The following is a 15,227-nucleotide window of genomic DNA, read 5'->3' as shown; positions in this document are numbered from 1 at the left end:
GAATGGTGAACGACAATGAAAATTGTAATTGCCCCTGATTCATTTAAAGAATCACTCGACGCTCATCAAGTTGCGTCTTGCATTGAGCGTGGATTTGCCGATGTTTTCCCTTACGCAGAGTTTGTGAAAATGCCACTCGCCGATGGCGGAGAAGGCACGGTAGACGTGTTGCTAGAGGCGCTCAATGGTAAGAAGCAACGGCTGCACACGACGGATCCAATCGGGCGTGAATGTACGGCTTATTGGGCTTCGTTGGAACAGACTGTTGATGGCGCCAACGTAAAAACTGCCTTGGTGGAATTTGCTCAAGCATCGGGTTTAGACCTATTAACCGTAGAAGAAAGAGCACCGTTAACCGCATCTTCGTTTGGTACTGGGCTATTGATCAAAGATGCACTAGATCAAGGTGTTGAACAAATCATTATTGGTTTGGGCGGCAGCGCAACCAATGATGCAGGTGCTGGCATCTTACAAGCGTTGGGAGGCAAGTTATTAGACAAGCAAGGCAACGAGCTATCTGGTGGCGGCGCCGAATTAAGCCGGTTAGCAAGCATCGATCTTGAAGGACTGCACCCTAGATGCAAAGAAGTGACGTTCGTGGTCGCGTGTGATGTGAATAATCCATTATGTGGCGAAAGCGGAGCCAGTACTGTGTTTGGTCCGCAAAAAGGCGCATCAAAAGCTCAAGTTGAACAACTTGATACTGCGATCGGGCACTTTGCCGATATCGCTCAAGCACATACGGGTACTAATCATCGCGACACAGCTGGATTTGGTGCTGCTGGTGGTACACCTCTGGGGTTAAGTCTTGCATTCAATATCCAAATTAAAGCGGGTATTGAGATGGTATTAGATGCCTTGGATGCAGATAAGGTTCTTGAAGGTGCTTCACTGGTCGTGACCGGAGAGGGGCAGATGGACAACCAAACCCTGCAAGGTAAAACACCTTTCGGCATCGCTCAGCGAGCTCAAAAGTTGAGTATTCCAACCATTGGAATTGCGGGCTCTTTGGGGCAAGACGTTGAAAAACTTTACGGCTCAATGTCTAGCTTATTTGGAACCGTACGTTCACCTCAGTCTTTAGACCAAGTTTTATCAGAAGCGAATCAAAACCTGACTCGTACTGCCCGTAATATCGCCGCCACGCTCAAGCTTGGTAGCCAGATTTTTAATGAGAAGTAATTATGTCTCTATTTAAACTCGACAACGTTATTCAAAACTACGCATGGGGAAGCAAAGACTCCATTAACCAATTGTTTGGTATTGTGAACCCAAACCAGGAACCTCAAGCAGAAATTTGGATGGGTGCTCATCCAAATGGTTGTTCAAAGGTAGGCGATACCGGTGAATCGCTTTCTCACATGATTGATGAAAACAAAATCGATGTCTTAGGCGGATACACGGCGGCTCGTTTCGGTGAATTGCCTTTCTTGTTTAAGGTGTTGGCCGCTGAAACACCGTTATCGATTCAGGTTCACCCGAACAAGCGAAAATCAGAATTAGGTTTTGAGCGTGAGAATGCACTTGGTATCCCTTTGAATGCGTCTAATCGCAACTACAAAGATCCAAACCATAAACCTGAGTTGGTTTATGCGTTGACCTTCTACAAAGCGATGAATGGCTTTCGTCCAATCGACGACATTATTGCCTTGTTCGAAGAAGCGGATATTCCTTCGTTAGCGATTGAGCTTAATGTACTAAAAGCCAATGCCGACAGTGATTCTTTGAAGTCGTTCTTTAGCGCCATTATGTCTCTTGAAGGTGACCGCAAAGCGTCTGCGCTTAATGAGCTTTATGCTGCACATGCGCGACCAGCCAAAACGGTCATGGGGCGTGAAGCTCTTCAATACAGCATCGAATTCAAACAGCATTATCCAGGTGATATTGGCTTATTTGCGCCATTAATGCTTAACACGGTTGAGCTGGCGCCCGGTGAAGCGATGTTCCTGTTCGCAGAAACCCCACATGCTTATGTTCAAGGTACGGGTTTAGAGATTATGGCAAACTCAGACAATGTGCTGCGTGCCGGTCTCACTCCCAAATATATCGATGTCCCTGAGCTTATCGACAACACAATCTTTGAGCCGATTAAGCCAGAAGATATCCGCCTTAAGCCTGTATTGAAAGAGGGCAAGATGAGTTATCCGATTCCAGTGGATGACTTTGGCTTTGATATCTTGTCTGCGACTGATGAGAGCAAGTCACAGTATCTACGTAGCGCGGAGATCTTGTTCTGTGTGGAAGGAGAGGCGACCGTCACTTCAGAAGGGCGGTCAGTTTCTCTTAAGCCCGGAGAATCGGTCTTTGTAAGTAGTAATTCAAGTGTTTACCAATATCAAGGGAATGGCATTTTGGCTCGTGCTTTTAACTAGTGCCCCCGTGCTAGCGATCAGCAAAAGAAATGTCAGAGTGCCACTGTAAAGTGGTACTCAATATTGGATTGATGGTTGTTACCTATCTGTCTTTGACAGTCATGATTATTGACCATACCCGCTACTCTGGCGGGTTTTTTCATTATTAGAATGAGCAGATATAAGCTTGTAGAAAAGACAAACCCTGCGATCAGAGCAGGGCTTTTTATTGAATTAGTACTGAGTGACTGGTTAGGCAATGTGCGTCATTTTATTAAGCACAAAGGTTTCAATACAACCTTCAGTCGCAGCCATGTAGTCAGCGATGTGTTGGCTCGCTAAGTGTTTCTCTAGATGAACTTCAGACTCCCAGTTCTCATGAAAAACGAAGTGAGCAGGGTTACTGTTATCTTGGTGCAGATCGTAGTTAATACAGCCGTCTTCAACACGGGTTTTATCGATCAATTTAATCATCTCAGCTTTTACAAGCTCAGTTTTGTCTTCTTTAGAGACGATCGTTGCAATAATAGTCAGTTTGCTCATTTTCAATTCCTTCGCTTTAAACTCGGTAAGTTTAAGTAATATAAGTATAAATTCAGAATGAAGAAAGAGTTCTGAAATCCAATAACTATGGTTCTTACCATCCACAATTCAAACTCGAGAGCATAGGGCCAGAGCCGAGTAGGTTATGCTAATTAAAAAAAGCCCTCATAGCAATATGAGGGCTTTTGAATAAGAATCAAACTGTGTTGTTACTGGGGTGTTAAGCGTACTGTTTTAGCTTAAGCGTATTGCTCAACCGTCATTGCCCAATTTTTCTTCTGTTGTTCGAAATTCATTTTGATTTGCTGATAACGAACCTTAAGAACAGAGTGTTCGTACTTCTTCACAACGTCTTCGCGCTTGCTTTCAAGTAGCTGTTTTTTAACTTCGTAATATTCGTTCATGTTTGATACTAGAGCATCAAACTCTTGTTGAAGCTTCTCTGCGATTTGTTGCTTGTCGGCACGATGCATGATTTTTTGCTGGGTGCGTTTAAGTAACATTGACGCTTCAGCTTTCTCAATACGAGCTTGAGGGGTTTTCTTAAGCTTACTTGCCAGTCCCATCAACGAAGCACTCTTAATCAACCATTTTGTTGGATCGTATTGCCACCAGTAGATGCCGTTACGGTAGTCGTTCTCAAAGATGTGGTGGAAGTTGTGGTAGCCTTCGCCGAAAGTGAGTACTGCTAACACACCGTTATCACGCGCTGTGTTTTTGTCAGTAAAAGGTTGGCTACCCCAGATGTGAGCAAGAGAGTTAATAAAGAATGTTGTGTGGTGGTTAAGTACCAAACGAACTGCACCTACGATTAACAACATGCCAATCACGTCACCGTAAATCACGCCTAAAGCGATAGGAACACCGAAATTCATTAGTAATGCTAACAGAACATAGTGCTTGTGCTGCCACATAACAATCTTATCTTTTTTAAGGTCACGGCAGTTTTCGTAGTTTTCGTACATTGAGGTGCTGTAATTACGAATCATCCAGCCAATGTGTGAGTACCAAAATCCACGTTTTGCAGAGTATGGGTCTTTGTCGTTGTTATCGACATGCTTGTGGTGAACACGGTGATCAGAAGACCAGTGTAGCGCGCTGTTCTGCAGGGCAAATGCACCACCTAATGCAAACAGGAATCTTAGGCTTGAATGCGCTTCAAACGCTTTATGTGACCATAAGCGGTGATAACCTGTCGTGATTGAAAGGTTACAGAACGTAAAGCAGATTGCTAGCCATATCCAGTGCTCCATGCCATAGCCAAAAAAGTAGCCATAAACGGGAGCCGCTACAACAGCAAGCAGCATACTAAAAGAGAACACAAAAATATTGAGCCAGATTAATGGCGGCTTTTTTGTAGATTGTTTGTCGGCACTATTCATTAGCAAATTTCCATTGGGCTTACATCTGTGCGCTAGAATATCAGCGTACACGTGTAAGTCAATATTGAAAGTGTAAACGTGTATTAGTATGTTTTGCTTAAATATTGTATAAAGGTAGTGTGAAATGTAGTAGCAAGTCATAAATGGAAGTACTAAGGGCTAATAAATGGAAATTAAGGTAGCTGAATATAAAGATTATGAGCGGATTGCCCAATTACACGCGGATAGCTGGAAGCTATATTACCGTGGCATTCTTGCTGATGATTACCTAGAACATGATGTTTTGGAGGACAGATCTGTTATTTGGCAGACTCGTTTGATTAATCCTCCTTTCAACCAACATGTTTTATTGCTTGAGGAAGGCGGTTTACTGGTTGGTTTTGTCTGCGCGTTCGGTAATCACAACTTTGAGCGTGGTACGTTCATCGATGCGTTACATGTAGATAATAATTATCGTGGACGAGGTGTAGGCAAGCGTCTGTTGTCTGAATTGTCGAAGTGGTTGCAGCAATACTATTCGGACTCAGGGCTTTACCTAGAGGTGATGTCTGAGAACCACCAAGCGATTGCTTTTTATCAGGCGATTGGTGGCAAAGAAGAACTAGAGCAAGTTTGGAACGCACCATGTGGCAACCAAGTGAATGAAAAAGTGATTTCTTGGAGCTCTCCCGTTGAACTTGAACAGAAAACAGCGAGCGTTGTGTATTCTTAGTCGATTCTTGTTGAATACTGTTTTTTTGCTGAGTAGCAGGTTCTTAACGAAGCTATTTTAAAGCAGAAGAACAAAGACAAAAGCCCCGAGTATTAAGTTGCTCGGGGCTTTTTTGATTGAATTAGTGGTCGTTTTAATGATTCGCAAAGATGCGTGAAATATTGGGCGATTAATCACACCATGTGATCTTATTCCTACCGCCTTTTTTCGAAATGTAGAGTGCTTGGTCAGCGTCGTCGATAAGCTGCTCGACAGAACCAAGGGCTTGAGGGGCATGTTTCACACCGATTGAAATTGTTACTTCTAATCTAAGGCGAGTAGGGGATTCTAAAAGGGCATTAACCAGCGATTCAATTGAAGCCTCGGTTTCTCCTTGGACCAGCACCAAAAACTCTTCACCGCCGTATCGAAAGCAGTTACTGCTAGTCGGTAGTCGTTTTTGAATCTCATCGGCCAGTTCTTTAATCACCATGTCACCCATTTGATGGCCGTAGGTGTCGTTAATCGATTTGAAATGATCAATATCTATCATGAGCGATGTAATGGATCGCTGACGGTCTATGCTCGGTTCTATCACCTGATGAAGATAAAGGCGGTTGTAGCAGCCCGTTAGTGCGTCTTGATAGGAAAGGGCCTCGAACATATTAGATTGCTTGCGAAGCTGAATCGCTTGTTTGCGGAGTTGCTCGGATTGAGCGAAACGTTTGTGTACTTCCAGGTCACGTCTAACACAGGCCGCTGAGATTAGGATGTAAGCCGAGATATAAACGGAAATTGTTTCTATTTCATGCTCTGGCTCCGCTTCATAAAGCAGTGGCGCAAGGCCGATGAGATAAGCCAAAAAGATAAACGACAGCGTAGATATACTGTATCTGGCTGACAATCTTGAAAACGTACCAATGTAGATCATCACTAAAATGATGCCACCTTGGTAATCGAAGTTGTTCAGCTCGATGGCTAGTCGACCGATATAGACCAAGAAAAGTGAGCTAATTACAAGGAAGGCACTTTCTACGAGTTTCAAAACGTTGGGTTTGTTTGTAATACAGTATCTGGCGGCGGCCATCATCAATAAAAAAAGTATGACTCGGAAAATGATAGGCGTAATGCACTCGCTACCAAAGTGGATGTAGTCGGTGACGATAAAAGCACAGAATATTGAGATAGGGATGTAGATGAAATTTATGTACGGCAAATAAATTTCATTATCGAAATAGGTTTTAAATCTTTGATTCTTGAACCCAGAATAAGAGCGCATTGAGAAATTAGCCGAGATTGATACACAATAATTTGCGTAGTATGTCACAGTCTTTGGGATTGTAAACGACCATTTCTATAGATTTGTCAGTATGTTAGCTAGATCAACAAACGGTAGCGGGCAATATTCACGCTCTATTATCGATAGAGCGTGAATATCTAGAGGCTGGTGTAAGAGTGGTAAACAGAAATTAAAGCAGATTATAAAAACTAATCGCGATTAACGCTTGTTCTTCAGGTAACGCTTACGACGCTCTTCTTTTTTCTTAATCTGTTGTTCCGCTTTCAGCGCAGCCGCTTCTTCAACTTCGATCAGCTCTTGTGTGATCATTTCTGGCAACTCAAGCGTTACCTTACCTAAAGTGCCATTACGCAATTCGTGAAGCAGGATTTCTGAACATTTGTGAATGTCGATATGACCACCGGCACGAAGTGCACCACGCTTACGGCCAATCGCTTCCATCAGTTCGATGTCAGACTCTGGCAGCTCTTCAATTTGGTAACGCTCTTGCAAAAGGTTAGGGTACTGCTTTGCTAGGTATTCTACTGTGTAGAATGCCACTTCATCGTATTCCATTGCTGTATCTTTTACAGCACCTGTTGCAGCCAAGCGGAAGCCACTGTGTGGGTTTTCTACTTTAGGCCAAAGGATTCCTGGAGTGTCTGAAAGGATCACGCCATTCTGCAGGTTGATACGTTGTTGACGACGAGTTACCGCAGGTTGGTTACCAGTAACCGCGATCGTACGTCCAGCCAAGCAGTTGATAATGGTCGATTTACCCACGTTCGGGATGCCCATGATCATTGTACGAATATTCTTGCCCATCTGTTCACGGTGCGGTGCCAGTTTACGTACCAGCTCCATAACGTGGTTAACTTCTTCTTTTACGCTAGTCGTAATCGCAATCGCTTTAACGCCTTGCTCCTTCTCGAAGTGCTCAATCCAACGTTGAGTCAGTTCAGGATCTGCAAGGTCACGCTTGTTCAGCACTTTTACACAAGGCTTATCGCCGCGCAGTGAAGAGATCATTGGGTTTTCACTACTGAACGGGATACGAGCGTCCAGTACTTCGATGATCACATCAACTTGTGGGATAACTTCTTCGATTTCTTTGCGGGCTTTATGCATGTGACCCGGAAACCATTGAATAGACATAGAGATAAACCTTGATAAATATATTTGCTGCACATTGTAAGGGTTGGATGATACGTGTAAAGGTATATCTATCCCGACCTTCAATGAGCTCAGTGAGTTTGCTTGAAGTATAGGCGACTTGGTGATGTTTATTTAGCTGATGATTGACCTATTGAAGGTGGGAGCCGCTAATCTTGTAAAGCGTAAAAAGCCGCTATGTCTTTCAAATCTTGATCGTTAAGCTTACTTAGTTGCGCTCGCATCATATCCGCGTAATCGCCCTGCCTATCTCCGGTTTGATACGCTTTCATTGTATTAAAGAGATAGGTTGGATCTTGGCCAGAAAGCTTAGGATAGGAGTTATTAGTCGATTGACTGGTAGGGTTATGACAAAAAACGCAGCTTGGTGATTTAACTTTACCTAGTTCAGCGTCGCCAAAATCAGAGGCATGAAGGTTAGAGGAAAGAGCTAGCAATATTAGAGCGAAGGTTGGGTAATGCACGTTTTTACTCCGGTAAAAACATGATTATAAAGCTTCCCCTAAGGGGAAGCTCAAGTCTTATTTGTTCTGGGTGAACATTTAGTATGGCTTAAAGCGCATTTTCCAACTTAGTTAGGAAAGTAGCGATGTGTTCTGAACTGATATCTCTATGAGTAACAAATCGAACAGGATTCCCTGGTGACATCGTAATGCCTTGTTCGCCCAGTTCGCGTGCGATTCGGTTGATATCCACAGACTCATCTAACTTAGCAAATACAATGTTAGTTTGAATGAAATCAGGGTTAACAGAAAAACCTTCTAGTTTGCTTAAACCAATCGCTAGATTTTTTGCGTTCTCGTGGTCAGCTTTAAGTTGAGTAACGTTCTCTGTTAAAGCCATTTTTCCCGCTGCGGCAAGAATACCTGCTTGGCGCATACCGCCACCGACCATTTTACGTAGTCGACGTGCTTTTGCGATGTATTCTTTGTTGCCAAGAAGTAATGAACCGATAGGAGCGCCTAAACCTTTCGATAAGCAAATCGTCATAGAATCGAAATGTTGTGCGATCTCTTTGATGTGTACATCTAATGCGACTGCTGCGTTATAGACGCGCGCGCCATCTAGGTGCATTTGAAGTCCGTGTTGGTTTACGAACTCACGTGCTTCCGCTAGATAAGACATTGGCAGGACTTTACCATTGATCGTGTTTTCTAAACTAAGAAGCTTGGTACGAGCAAAGTGGCTGTCGTCGGGCTTAATCGCAGCGGCAAGCTTTTTAAAGTCTAAAGTACCGTCTGGGTTATTCTCGATTGGTTGAGGTTGGATAGAACCAAGGACCGCAGCGCCGCCAGCTTCGTATTTGTAGTTGTGCGCCTGCTGGCCACACAGATATTCATCACCACGCTCACAATGCGCCATTAAGCCAAGAAGGTTGGCTTGTGTACCTGAAGAGGTAAACATTGCCGCTTCAAAGCCTGTCTCATTTGCTGCCCACTGTTCTAGTTCGTTGACGGTTGGGTCATCGCCATAAACATCATCGCCCACTTCTGCGTTTGCCATTGCGTCACGCATAGCTTGCGAAGGTTTAGTTACGGTATCAGAACGAAAGTCCATGTTTCTCTCCTAGAGTACTTTAGGTAGCCATATAATTGGCTATAGATGGCCACATAGTTGGGCTTTACTTAAACAAGCGATAGTTTTGGTATCAGTGATTTGATCGTGTCGTATTTTATCGTGCAGTTCTTCTAAACTCAGTTCGATCACTTCTATTACTTCATCGTCATCGCATTCAAAGCGGGTAGTGAGGCTTAAGTCTTTTGCGACAAACAGATGTTGTATCTCATCACAGAAGCCAGCCAAAGGGGTGACTTGCCCCAAGCTTTGAAAAGAAGTTGCACTGTAACCTGTTTCTTCTTCCAGTTCGCGTTGGGCACATTGAAGAGGTGTCTCATCTATTTCCATCGTGCCTGCGGGTAGTTCCAAAAGCCATTTCTTTAGAGAAGGGCGGAACTGGTTAATGAGGATGATTTTTCCAGACGAAGTGATAGGAAGAATAACTGCCGCGCCAGGGTGATTGATTGTTGTATGTTTTACCACGACGTTCGTAGGGAGCGTCACGTTCTCTTCTATGAGAGAAATACTTTTCCATTTATGGATAACTTTACTCATGCAGTCTGGCCACATTCCTTGCCAATTTTTCGTATAACGGAAGACGTGCACCACCATAACGTCTATGGTGTCGAAAATAAAAGAAAAATTAGGTTTCGTATTAGATTTAGTTTCACGCCGTTCGTGATGTTACTCTCATAATTGGAATCTATGATTGCGCCAAAATTACCGACGTAACCATCTGATATAAATGCAACTCAATAATAAAATGCACTTGTAACAAAGCGCTAACAAATGTATAAAAACAATTCTACACTCTCAACTGTTCAAAGATTTTCGGAGTAACGCATGAACCCTTCTATTTCTTCACATGCTGACAAGGCGCTACTCTCTGAAAGAATCAATAAATTAGCGCATGCTCTGTCTGATGGTGTCTACGAAAGAGAAGACACCATTAAGCTTTGTTTACTGGCTGCTTTGGCTGGTGAAAGCGTGTTTCTATTAGGCCCTCCGGGCATCGCAAAAAGCCTTATCGCGAAACGTCTCATTCAGGCTTTTGATAACAGCAGCTATTTCGAATATTTGATGACTCGTTTCTCTACTCCCGAGGAAGTGTTCGGCCCACTAAGTATCCAAGAATTAAAAGACAACGGTCGTTACGTAAGACTAACCGAAGGCTACCTACCAACTGCACAAGTCGTCTTCCTCGATGAGATCTGGAAAGCCGGCCCTGCAATCCTAAACACGCTACTTACTGTCGTTAACGAAAAGACTTTCAAAAACGGCAGTGATATTGAACGTGTACCGATGCGTCTACTAGTATCGGCATCCAACGAACTTCCAGATGAAGACAGCGGCTTGGAAGCACTTTATGACCGTATGTTGGTACGCGTGTTCGTGAACCGTATTCAAAACAAACAAAACTTCAAATCGATGCTGACGACGGGTACTTCTCAAGAAGCGGTAATTCCAAAAGGTTTGGCGATTACGGACATTGAATACCATCAATGGCAGAAAGAGCTCGATAAGCTGGAACTGACAGACAATTCGTTTGATAAGTTGTTTGAACTAAAAACCATGCTTGAAGAGACGGTTAAGAAGCAAGGCTCTGCTTCAGAGTCAGAATTGTATGTATCAGACAGACGCTGGAAGAAGGCCGTTAAACTATTGAAAGCGAGTGCGTTCTTCAGTGGTCGCGATAGCGTGAACCCGCTGGATATTATGCTTCTGCAAGATTGTTTGTGGCATAGCCCAGAATCACGTGATGTGGTTCGTAGCGTGGTGAAAGACTTTGCATTGAACCGAGCGTTTGATCAACAAGAGTCGAAAGCTCAAATTGAAATGTCTCGTGAAGAGTTAGAAGAGATTCAAGACGATGTTGAATCAACGTTGTCGGTGTCACTTTCTATGGAGTCAACCAGTGGCTTGTTGCGTAAAGATGTTTACCAGAATGACATCAAGAACGCGAAAATGTACAGCGTGGGCAGTGCTTACAATCTAGTGAAACTGGTTATGCTGCAAAGCAACATGTCGGTTTCTGAATCTGAGAAAGGCGATAGCCGTTGGGTATACGTAGCCAAAGACGATTTTGATCGTGTTCTTAAAGAAGGTCACGGTGATATTTACGGTTACGTAAACGAAAATAAAAACCTATGCCGTTTAAAACTCGACTTGGATGCATCAAACCAATTAGTGATTAAAGACATCGCCAATCGCTCTGTATTGGTGAGTGTGGTTACTACTGACGGTTTAGACCAAGAACTGTACAACAAGTGGTTGAGTGGCGCTGAGAAAGCCTTAGAACAGTTAACTGAAGCTGAATTCAAGTTAAAACGCGTTCGTACTGAATTCCATGATGCATTACCTCATAACTATATTGACCCTGATTTACCAAAAGCGATGGAAGCAAGTTTGCAATCGGTAACGCAAGATCTTGAAACCACGAAAGTGAAGAGTGCCAAGATTGCTCAGCGTATTAAGTTTATGAGCCAGTACTTCGAGTAAGAGGAGAGCATATGTTAGGAGCAGACGGCTTAAACCTCGCTTTGATGGTGGCTGATTCAGGAATCATTGATACCGCGATGAATGATCTCATCGCTCGTTCTCAAGTCATGATGGCTGCAGAGAACAAAGGTGTGAAAACCTCAGTGAAAAACCACTTAGTTAAATGGCGCGGTAAAGTTAAAAAACGCGTTACTAAGGTGTGTGAAACTGATCGATTCCAAGAGGAAATCGCCCTTTACCAAGAAGTGATTTACTGGGATGAACCTCAGTTCTTTGATGAGATTGACAGCGTTATCAAAAAGCTGGAGTGGCACTCAGCGTTTTATCTACAAGCTCGACGCCTTATGGAGAACAACAAGGGTGTTTATAACGCGATGTTTCCACACTACTTTTGCGACCAATGGTACCAATCACTTTCTGATGCGATTAAACAAGCTCAAGTAACTGAACTTGAAACAAGCAAAGAAAAAGTCTTAGCCGATCTTTATCAGCGCATGGAAACCATGAAAAACATGGATAAAGTGACTGAGTCGGGTGATGAAGGCAGTGTAGGGCGCTTGTGGGACATGGCTTCTGCCAAATTAAGCAAAACAGACCTTACCATCATGAAACGTCATGCTGAGTTCTTGAATAAGCACAAGGGCTTGCAAGAGATCGCTGAAAAGCTAGGCCGTATGGCTGGTGAGGAAGATGATCCTTCGCTACACAAAGCCCCTGTAGAAGAATTGCAGGTGGTTGAAGAGAAAAGCGATGAAGCGGTCGATGATATTGTCGGGATTCATGAAAGTGATGACCTTAACAAGATGCTGCCAAACGAAACCATGTTCTTAGCTTATCCTGAACTTGAGGTTATCTTTTACAAGCACTTGGCCGACAAGCGTTTACTGAGCTATCGCTCGCAAGGTAAATCACGCACGTTACGCAAAGTGAAGGCGCAAAAACCAGATAGCAAGAACATCGATATTGAAAAGGGCCCGTTTATCGTCTGTGTGGACGCTTCGGGTTCTATGAGTGGTTTCCCTGAGCAGTCTGCTAAAGCAATGGCTTATGCCTTAATGCAAATTGCTCTTGCAGAAGAGAGAGACTGTTATGTGATTCTTTTTTCTTCTGAGCAGATTACCTATGAGTTAACAAGGCAAGATGGCCTACGTGAAGCGAGCGACTTCTTAAGTTACTCATTCCACGGCGGTACGGATTTGGAACCTGTTCTCATGAAGTCGATTGACCTAATGACTGGTGATAAATACAAGAATGCCGATTTAATCGTACTTTCTGACTTTATTGCGCCGAAACAATCAGACGAAATGATTGCTCAGGTTGAAAAGTTGAAAGAACACAAAAACCGTTTCCATGCGGTTAGTCTTTCTAAGTATGGCAACCCTCAACTTATGACTATGTTTGACCACTGCTGGGCGTATCATCCGAGTCTTGTCGGTCGTTTCATGAAGAAGTGGTAGCGCTAGAACATCTTGTTTAACTCGATTTTGCTGTGTGTTTTTTGATTAAAGAGATCGAACATGCAGCAATTTGATTTAAATGTCAGCAAACGGAATTTAAATTCACTTTTTTGTTTGACTATCTCCCCTCAATCCGTAAAGTAGGCACCCGAACACAGCGGTGCGGCTTACTTAAGTCCCTAAAGTGTTGAATTAAAAAAGGCGCCTTGGCAGAGTGGCTATGCAGCGGATTGCAAATCCGTGGACCTCGGTTCGACTCCGGGAGGCGCCTCCATTCTTTTTCTTAGCTTGATAAGTTAAGAGATATTAAGAATGAAAATGCGATACTAGCTCAGTTGGTAGAGCGCAACCTTGCCAAGGTTGAGGTCATCGGTTCGAACCCGATGTATCGCTCCAAATTTTGTAGTGTTGATTCATTTTGACATTAAGATGGTGTTTTACTTTTCAGTAATCGGCATCGCAATAAAAAATTGCGTGCCCTGGTGGTGGAATTGGTAGACACAAGGGATTTAAAATCCCTCGACGTTCGCGTTGTGCCGGTTCAAGTCCGGCCCGGGGCACCATCTATTTGATTATTACCTCGCTTGGTATTGATCAAAAGAGTTGTTCTCTTAAAACACTATTGAAGGCGCCTTGGCAGAGTGGCTATGCAGCGGATTGCAAATCCGTGGACCTCGGTTCGACTCCGGGAGGCGCCTCCATAATTCAGAAAAAACCAGTCCTAGTGACTGGTTTTTTCGTTTCTGGCCCCGCTAAAAGCTTCCTACGTACCCATTTCAATGCTTATCAAAGAAATCTTTGTTACGGATATACTTGCTCATCAAGTGGTAAGAGAAAGGTCTTATCAGCCAACTAAAGATAGAGCGACCAAGGCGGATTAATGTAGGAGTGTTCTCATAGATTCGTCCGTTATAAAGCCAAAGCACTTTACCTACATGCCAATAGAGCAAAGGAACCGGTGGCATGAAGGTCACGATGTCGATGTCACAGCAAATTCGGTAGGTCTTCTTACTCATGCGATAGTGCTTTCGAAAGCTCCAATCACCAATGGCGGGTTGGCCAAAAGTCACTATTCGTTTAATACAGCCTGGGTACTTTTGATCAAAGTAATCAGCGAAGACACAACCGATAGCGCCTCCGGAAGAGTGGCCAGTAATAGACACTCTTTTTCCTTGTTCGATGAGAGGTGTGAGCGTGGCTTCCAAGCGCTCAATAACGGTTAAGCCAAGCTTATCTTCATTACGACTTGGCTGGCTCTCTTGAAACATTAGATGGTAGAAACCCGCATGCACACGATAATTGAGCCCAATTCTCTTACAGCTTCTTGTCCATAGAGCAAAGGTTAGTAGCCAATCTGAGATACTGTGCGATCCTTTGATTACCACAACCACTTCATCTTTGTCGCTACTCCACAACACTCTAATCATGGTTTTACCAAACTGGTTCTTGATGATGCGTTGTCCATTAGGGTCAAAACCATAGCGAGTCTGCTTAAAAACTCTAGGGTAGGCGAGGTTACAAAGAACGGCATAGCGCTCATATTGATATTGTTTTAGTGGTTTCACATGTTTACTTCTTAATAAGAGTTACTTTAAACTCTAATCGTTGAATGTGAAAAGCACATGAAAACGCCATTTGCTTGGTTTAAAACAATAAAATCACCGCATTCAATTGGTATTTGAATCAATGGTTGTCAGTGATTTGTCCGTTTAAATTAGAAATCCAAGTATAAGAACCGTACAAGCTGCACTAAATTTATTCTTTTGAGTTCGATAATTAATCACTTGAATTAAAAGATAAAATTTATTGTTGACGAATTTTTTCCTTCCGTTAAAGTACACCTCGTTCTCACGGCTTAGGTCTCTGAGAGATGGTGTTTTTACTTTTCAGTAATCGGCCTCGCAAGATTGCGTTGCCCTGGTGGTGGAATTGGTAGACACAAGGGATTTAAAATCCCTCGGCGTTCGCGCTGTGCCGGTTCAAGTCCGGCCCGGGGCACCATCTATCTAGCTTCTACATTTTGAGTAGAGTGATGAACAAAGAGTTGTTCTCTTAAATCACTATTAAAGGCGCCTTGGCAGAGTGGCTATGCAGCGGATTGCAAATCCGTGGACCTCGGTTCGACTCCGGGAGGCGCCTCCATTCTTTCTCTTAGTTTGATAAGTTAAGAGATAATAAGAATGAAAATGCGATACTAGCTCAGTTGGTAGAGCGCAACCTTGCCAAGGTTGAGGTCATCGGTTCGAACCCGATGTATCGCTCCAAATTTTGTAGTGTTGATTCATTTCGACATTA

Annotated in this window: 13 protein-coding genes and 7 tRNA genes; 12 read left to right on the top strand and 8 right to left on the bottom strand. The window is 43.4% G+C overall.

Annotation, left to right across the window (positions count from 1 at the left end):
• Positions 1-15: 15 nt before the first annotated feature.
• The gene (locus AB4161_RS04285; protein ID WP_102320779.1) at positions 16-1,182 is read left to right on the top strand and encodes a glycerate kinase; all 1,167 of its coding nucleotides are present in this window, start codon (positions 16-18) and stop codon (positions 1,180-1,182) included.
• Between the two features lie 2 nt (positions 1,183-1,184).
• Positions 1,185-2,372 carry a mannose-6-phosphate isomerase, class I gene (manA, locus tag AB4161_RS04280; RefSeq protein ID WP_017070588.1) on the top strand — a complete coding sequence of 396 codons (1,188 nt, stop codon included), beginning with the start codon at positions 1,185-1,187 and terminating at the stop codon, positions 2,370-2,372.
• A 231-nt stretch (positions 2,373-2,603) separates the two neighbouring features.
• On the opposite strand, the gene AB4161_RS04275 is transcribed toward manA, so the two are convergent.
• Both AB4161_RS04275 and AB4161_RS04270 read right to left on the bottom strand, forming a co-directional pair.
• Positions 2,604-2,894 (bottom strand): putative quinol monooxygenase, encoded by a 291-nt coding sequence (locus tag AB4161_RS04275; protein WP_017062602.1) that lies wholly within the window; start codon positions 2,892-2,894, stop codon positions 2,604-2,606.
• Between the two features lie 239 nt (positions 2,895-3,133).
• On the bottom strand, positions 3,134-4,276 hold the full coding sequence (locus AB4161_RS04270; RefSeq protein WP_017062601.1) for a fatty acid desaturase: 1,143 nt from the start codon (positions 4,274-4,276) through the stop codon (positions 3,134-3,136).
• A 166-nt stretch (positions 4,277-4,442) separates the two neighbouring features.
• Between AB4161_RS04270 and AB4161_RS04265 the strand changes: the two genes are divergently transcribed.
• Positions 4,443-4,988 carry a GNAT family N-acetyltransferase gene (locus tag AB4161_RS04265; protein ID WP_372082860.1) on the top strand — a complete coding sequence of 182 codons (546 nt, stop codon included), beginning with the start codon at positions 4,443-4,445 and terminating at the stop codon, positions 4,986-4,988.
• 169 nt (positions 4,989-5,157) lie between these two features.
• On the opposite strand, the gene AB4161_RS04260 is transcribed toward AB4161_RS04265, so the two are convergent.
• From AB4161_RS04260 to AB4161_RS04240, 5 genes are all read right to left on the bottom strand, one after another.
• Complete coding sequence (locus AB4161_RS04260) at positions 5,158-6,183, bottom strand: GGDEF domain-containing protein (protein WP_372082859.1); 1,026 nt, start codon at positions 6,181-6,183, stop codon at positions 5,158-5,160.
• Positions 6,184-6,465: 282 nt separating this feature from the next.
• Positions 6,466-7,401, bottom strand: a complete 936-nt coding sequence (gene ylqF / locus AB4161_RS04255) for a ribosome biogenesis GTPase YlqF (protein WP_029405588.1) — start codon at positions 7,399-7,401, stop codon at positions 6,466-6,468.
• A 167-nt stretch (positions 7,402-7,568) separates the two neighbouring features.
• Positions 7,569-7,883 (bottom strand): cytochrome c, encoded by a 315-nt coding sequence (locus AB4161_RS04250; protein WP_017069125.1) that lies wholly within the window; start codon positions 7,881-7,883, stop codon positions 7,569-7,571.
• Between the two features lie 88 nt (positions 7,884-7,971).
• On the bottom strand, positions 7,972-8,976 hold the full coding sequence (gene ltaE, locus AB4161_RS04245; protein ID WP_017069124.1) for a low-specificity L-threonine aldolase: 1,005 nt from the start codon (positions 8,974-8,976) through the stop codon (positions 7,972-7,974).
• 39 nt (positions 8,977-9,015) lie between these two features.
• Complete coding sequence (locus AB4161_RS04240) at positions 9,016-9,531, bottom strand: NUDIX hydrolase (RefSeq protein WP_017062564.1); 516 nt, start codon at positions 9,529-9,531, stop codon at positions 9,016-9,018.
• A 288-nt stretch (positions 9,532-9,819) separates the two neighbouring features.
• Here AB4161_RS04240 and AB4161_RS04235 point away from each other — a divergent pair, with 288 nt between their 5' ends.
• The 6 genes from AB4161_RS04235 to AB4161_RS04210 all read left to right on the top strand — a co-directional run bounded on the left by AB4161_RS04235 (position 9,820) and on the right by AB4161_RS04210 (position 13,633).
• Positions 9,820-11,475 carry an ATPase RavA domain-containing protein gene (locus AB4161_RS04235; RefSeq protein ID WP_017067123.1) on the top strand — a complete coding sequence of 552 codons (1,656 nt, stop codon included), beginning with the start codon at positions 9,820-9,822 and terminating at the stop codon, positions 11,473-11,475.
• Positions 11,476-11,486: 11 nt separating this feature from the next.
• Positions 11,487-12,932: an ATPase RavA stimulator ViaA gene (gene viaA / locus AB4161_RS04230; RefSeq protein WP_017064542.1), complete on the top strand. Its 1,446-nt coding sequence runs from the start codon at positions 11,487-11,489 to the stop codon at positions 12,930-12,932.
• A gap of 200 nt (positions 12,933-13,132) precedes the next feature.
• Positions 13,133-13,206, top strand: a tRNA-Cys gene (locus tag AB4161_RS04225).
• 46 nt (positions 13,207-13,252) lie between these two features.
• Positions 13,253-13,328, top strand: a tRNA-Gly gene (locus tag AB4161_RS04220).
• An 80-nt stretch (positions 13,329-13,408) separates the two neighbouring features.
• Positions 13,409-13,495, top strand: a tRNA-Leu gene (locus AB4161_RS04215).
• Between the two features lie 64 nt (positions 13,496-13,559).
• Positions 13,560-13,633 (top strand) — tRNA-Cys (locus tag AB4161_RS04210).
• A gap of 75 nt (positions 13,634-13,708) precedes the next feature.
• Here the strand turns inward: AB4161_RS04210 and AB4161_RS04205 are convergent.
• Positions 13,709-14,497, bottom strand: coding sequence for a lipase family protein (locus tag AB4161_RS04205; RefSeq protein ID WP_372057413.1), 789 nt, complete (start codon positions 14,495-14,497; stop codon positions 13,709-13,711).
• Positions 14,498-14,846: 349 nt separating this feature from the next.
• Between AB4161_RS04205 and AB4161_RS04200 the strand changes: the two genes are divergently transcribed.
• The 3 genes from AB4161_RS04200 to AB4161_RS04190 all read left to right on the top strand — a co-directional run bounded on the left by AB4161_RS04200 (position 14,847) and on the right by AB4161_RS04190 (position 15,196).
• Positions 14,847-14,933: transfer RNA gene (locus tag AB4161_RS04200), tRNA-Leu, on the top strand.
• Between the two features lie 67 nt (positions 14,934-15,000).
• Positions 15,001-15,074: transfer RNA gene (locus AB4161_RS04195), tRNA-Cys, on the top strand.
• A 46-nt stretch (positions 15,075-15,120) separates the two neighbouring features.
• Positions 15,121-15,196 (top strand) — tRNA-Gly (locus AB4161_RS04190).
• Positions 15,197-15,227 lie beyond the last annotated feature (31 nt).

It is taken from the genome of Vibrio sp. 10N.286.51.E5, from assembly GCF_041469125.1.
GTDB classification, from domain to species: Bacteria; Pseudomonadota; Gammaproteobacteria; order Enterobacterales; family Vibrionaceae; genus Vibrio; species Vibrio crassostreae_C.
Note: the sequence above shows the minus strand (reverse complement) of the source record. Positions and strands in the feature narration are given on the sequence as shown.

Coding starts and splice junctions, on each gene's coding strand:
- manA (WP_017070588.1), top strand. CDS start 1,185: ATGTCTCTATTTAAACTCGACAACGTTATTCAAAACTACGCATGGGGA.
- AB4161_RS04270 (WP_017062601.1), bottom strand. CDS start 4,276: ATGAATAGTGCCGACAAACAATCTACAAAAAAGCCGCCATTAATCTGG.
- ltaE (WP_017069124.1), bottom strand. CDS start 8,976: ATGGACTTTCGTTCTGATACCGTAACTAAACCTTCGCAAGCTATGCGT.
- AB4161_RS04285 (WP_102320779.1), top strand. CDS start 16: ATGAAAATTGTAATTGCCCCTGATTCATTTAAAGAATCACTCGACGCT.
- AB4161_RS04235 (WP_017067123.1), top strand. CDS start 9,820: ATGAACCCTTCTATTTCTTCACATGCTGACAAGGCGCTACTCTCTGAA.
- ylqF (WP_029405588.1), bottom strand. CDS start 7,401: ATGTCTATTCAATGGTTTCCGGGTCACATGCATAAAGCCCGCAAAGAA.
- AB4161_RS04265 (WP_372082860.1), top strand. CDS start 4,443: ATGGAAATTAAGGTAGCTGAATATAAAGATTATGAGCGGATTGCCCAA.
- AB4161_RS04240 (WP_017062564.1), bottom strand. CDS start 9,531: ATGAGTAAAGTTATCCATAAATGGAAAAGTATTTCTCTCATAGAAGAG.
- AB4161_RS04275 (WP_017062602.1), bottom strand. CDS start 2,894: ATGAGCAAACTGACTATTATTGCAACGATCGTCTCTAAAGAAGACAAA.
- viaA (WP_017064542.1), top strand. CDS start 11,487: ATGTTAGGAGCAGACGGCTTAAACCTCGCTTTGATGGTGGCTGATTCA.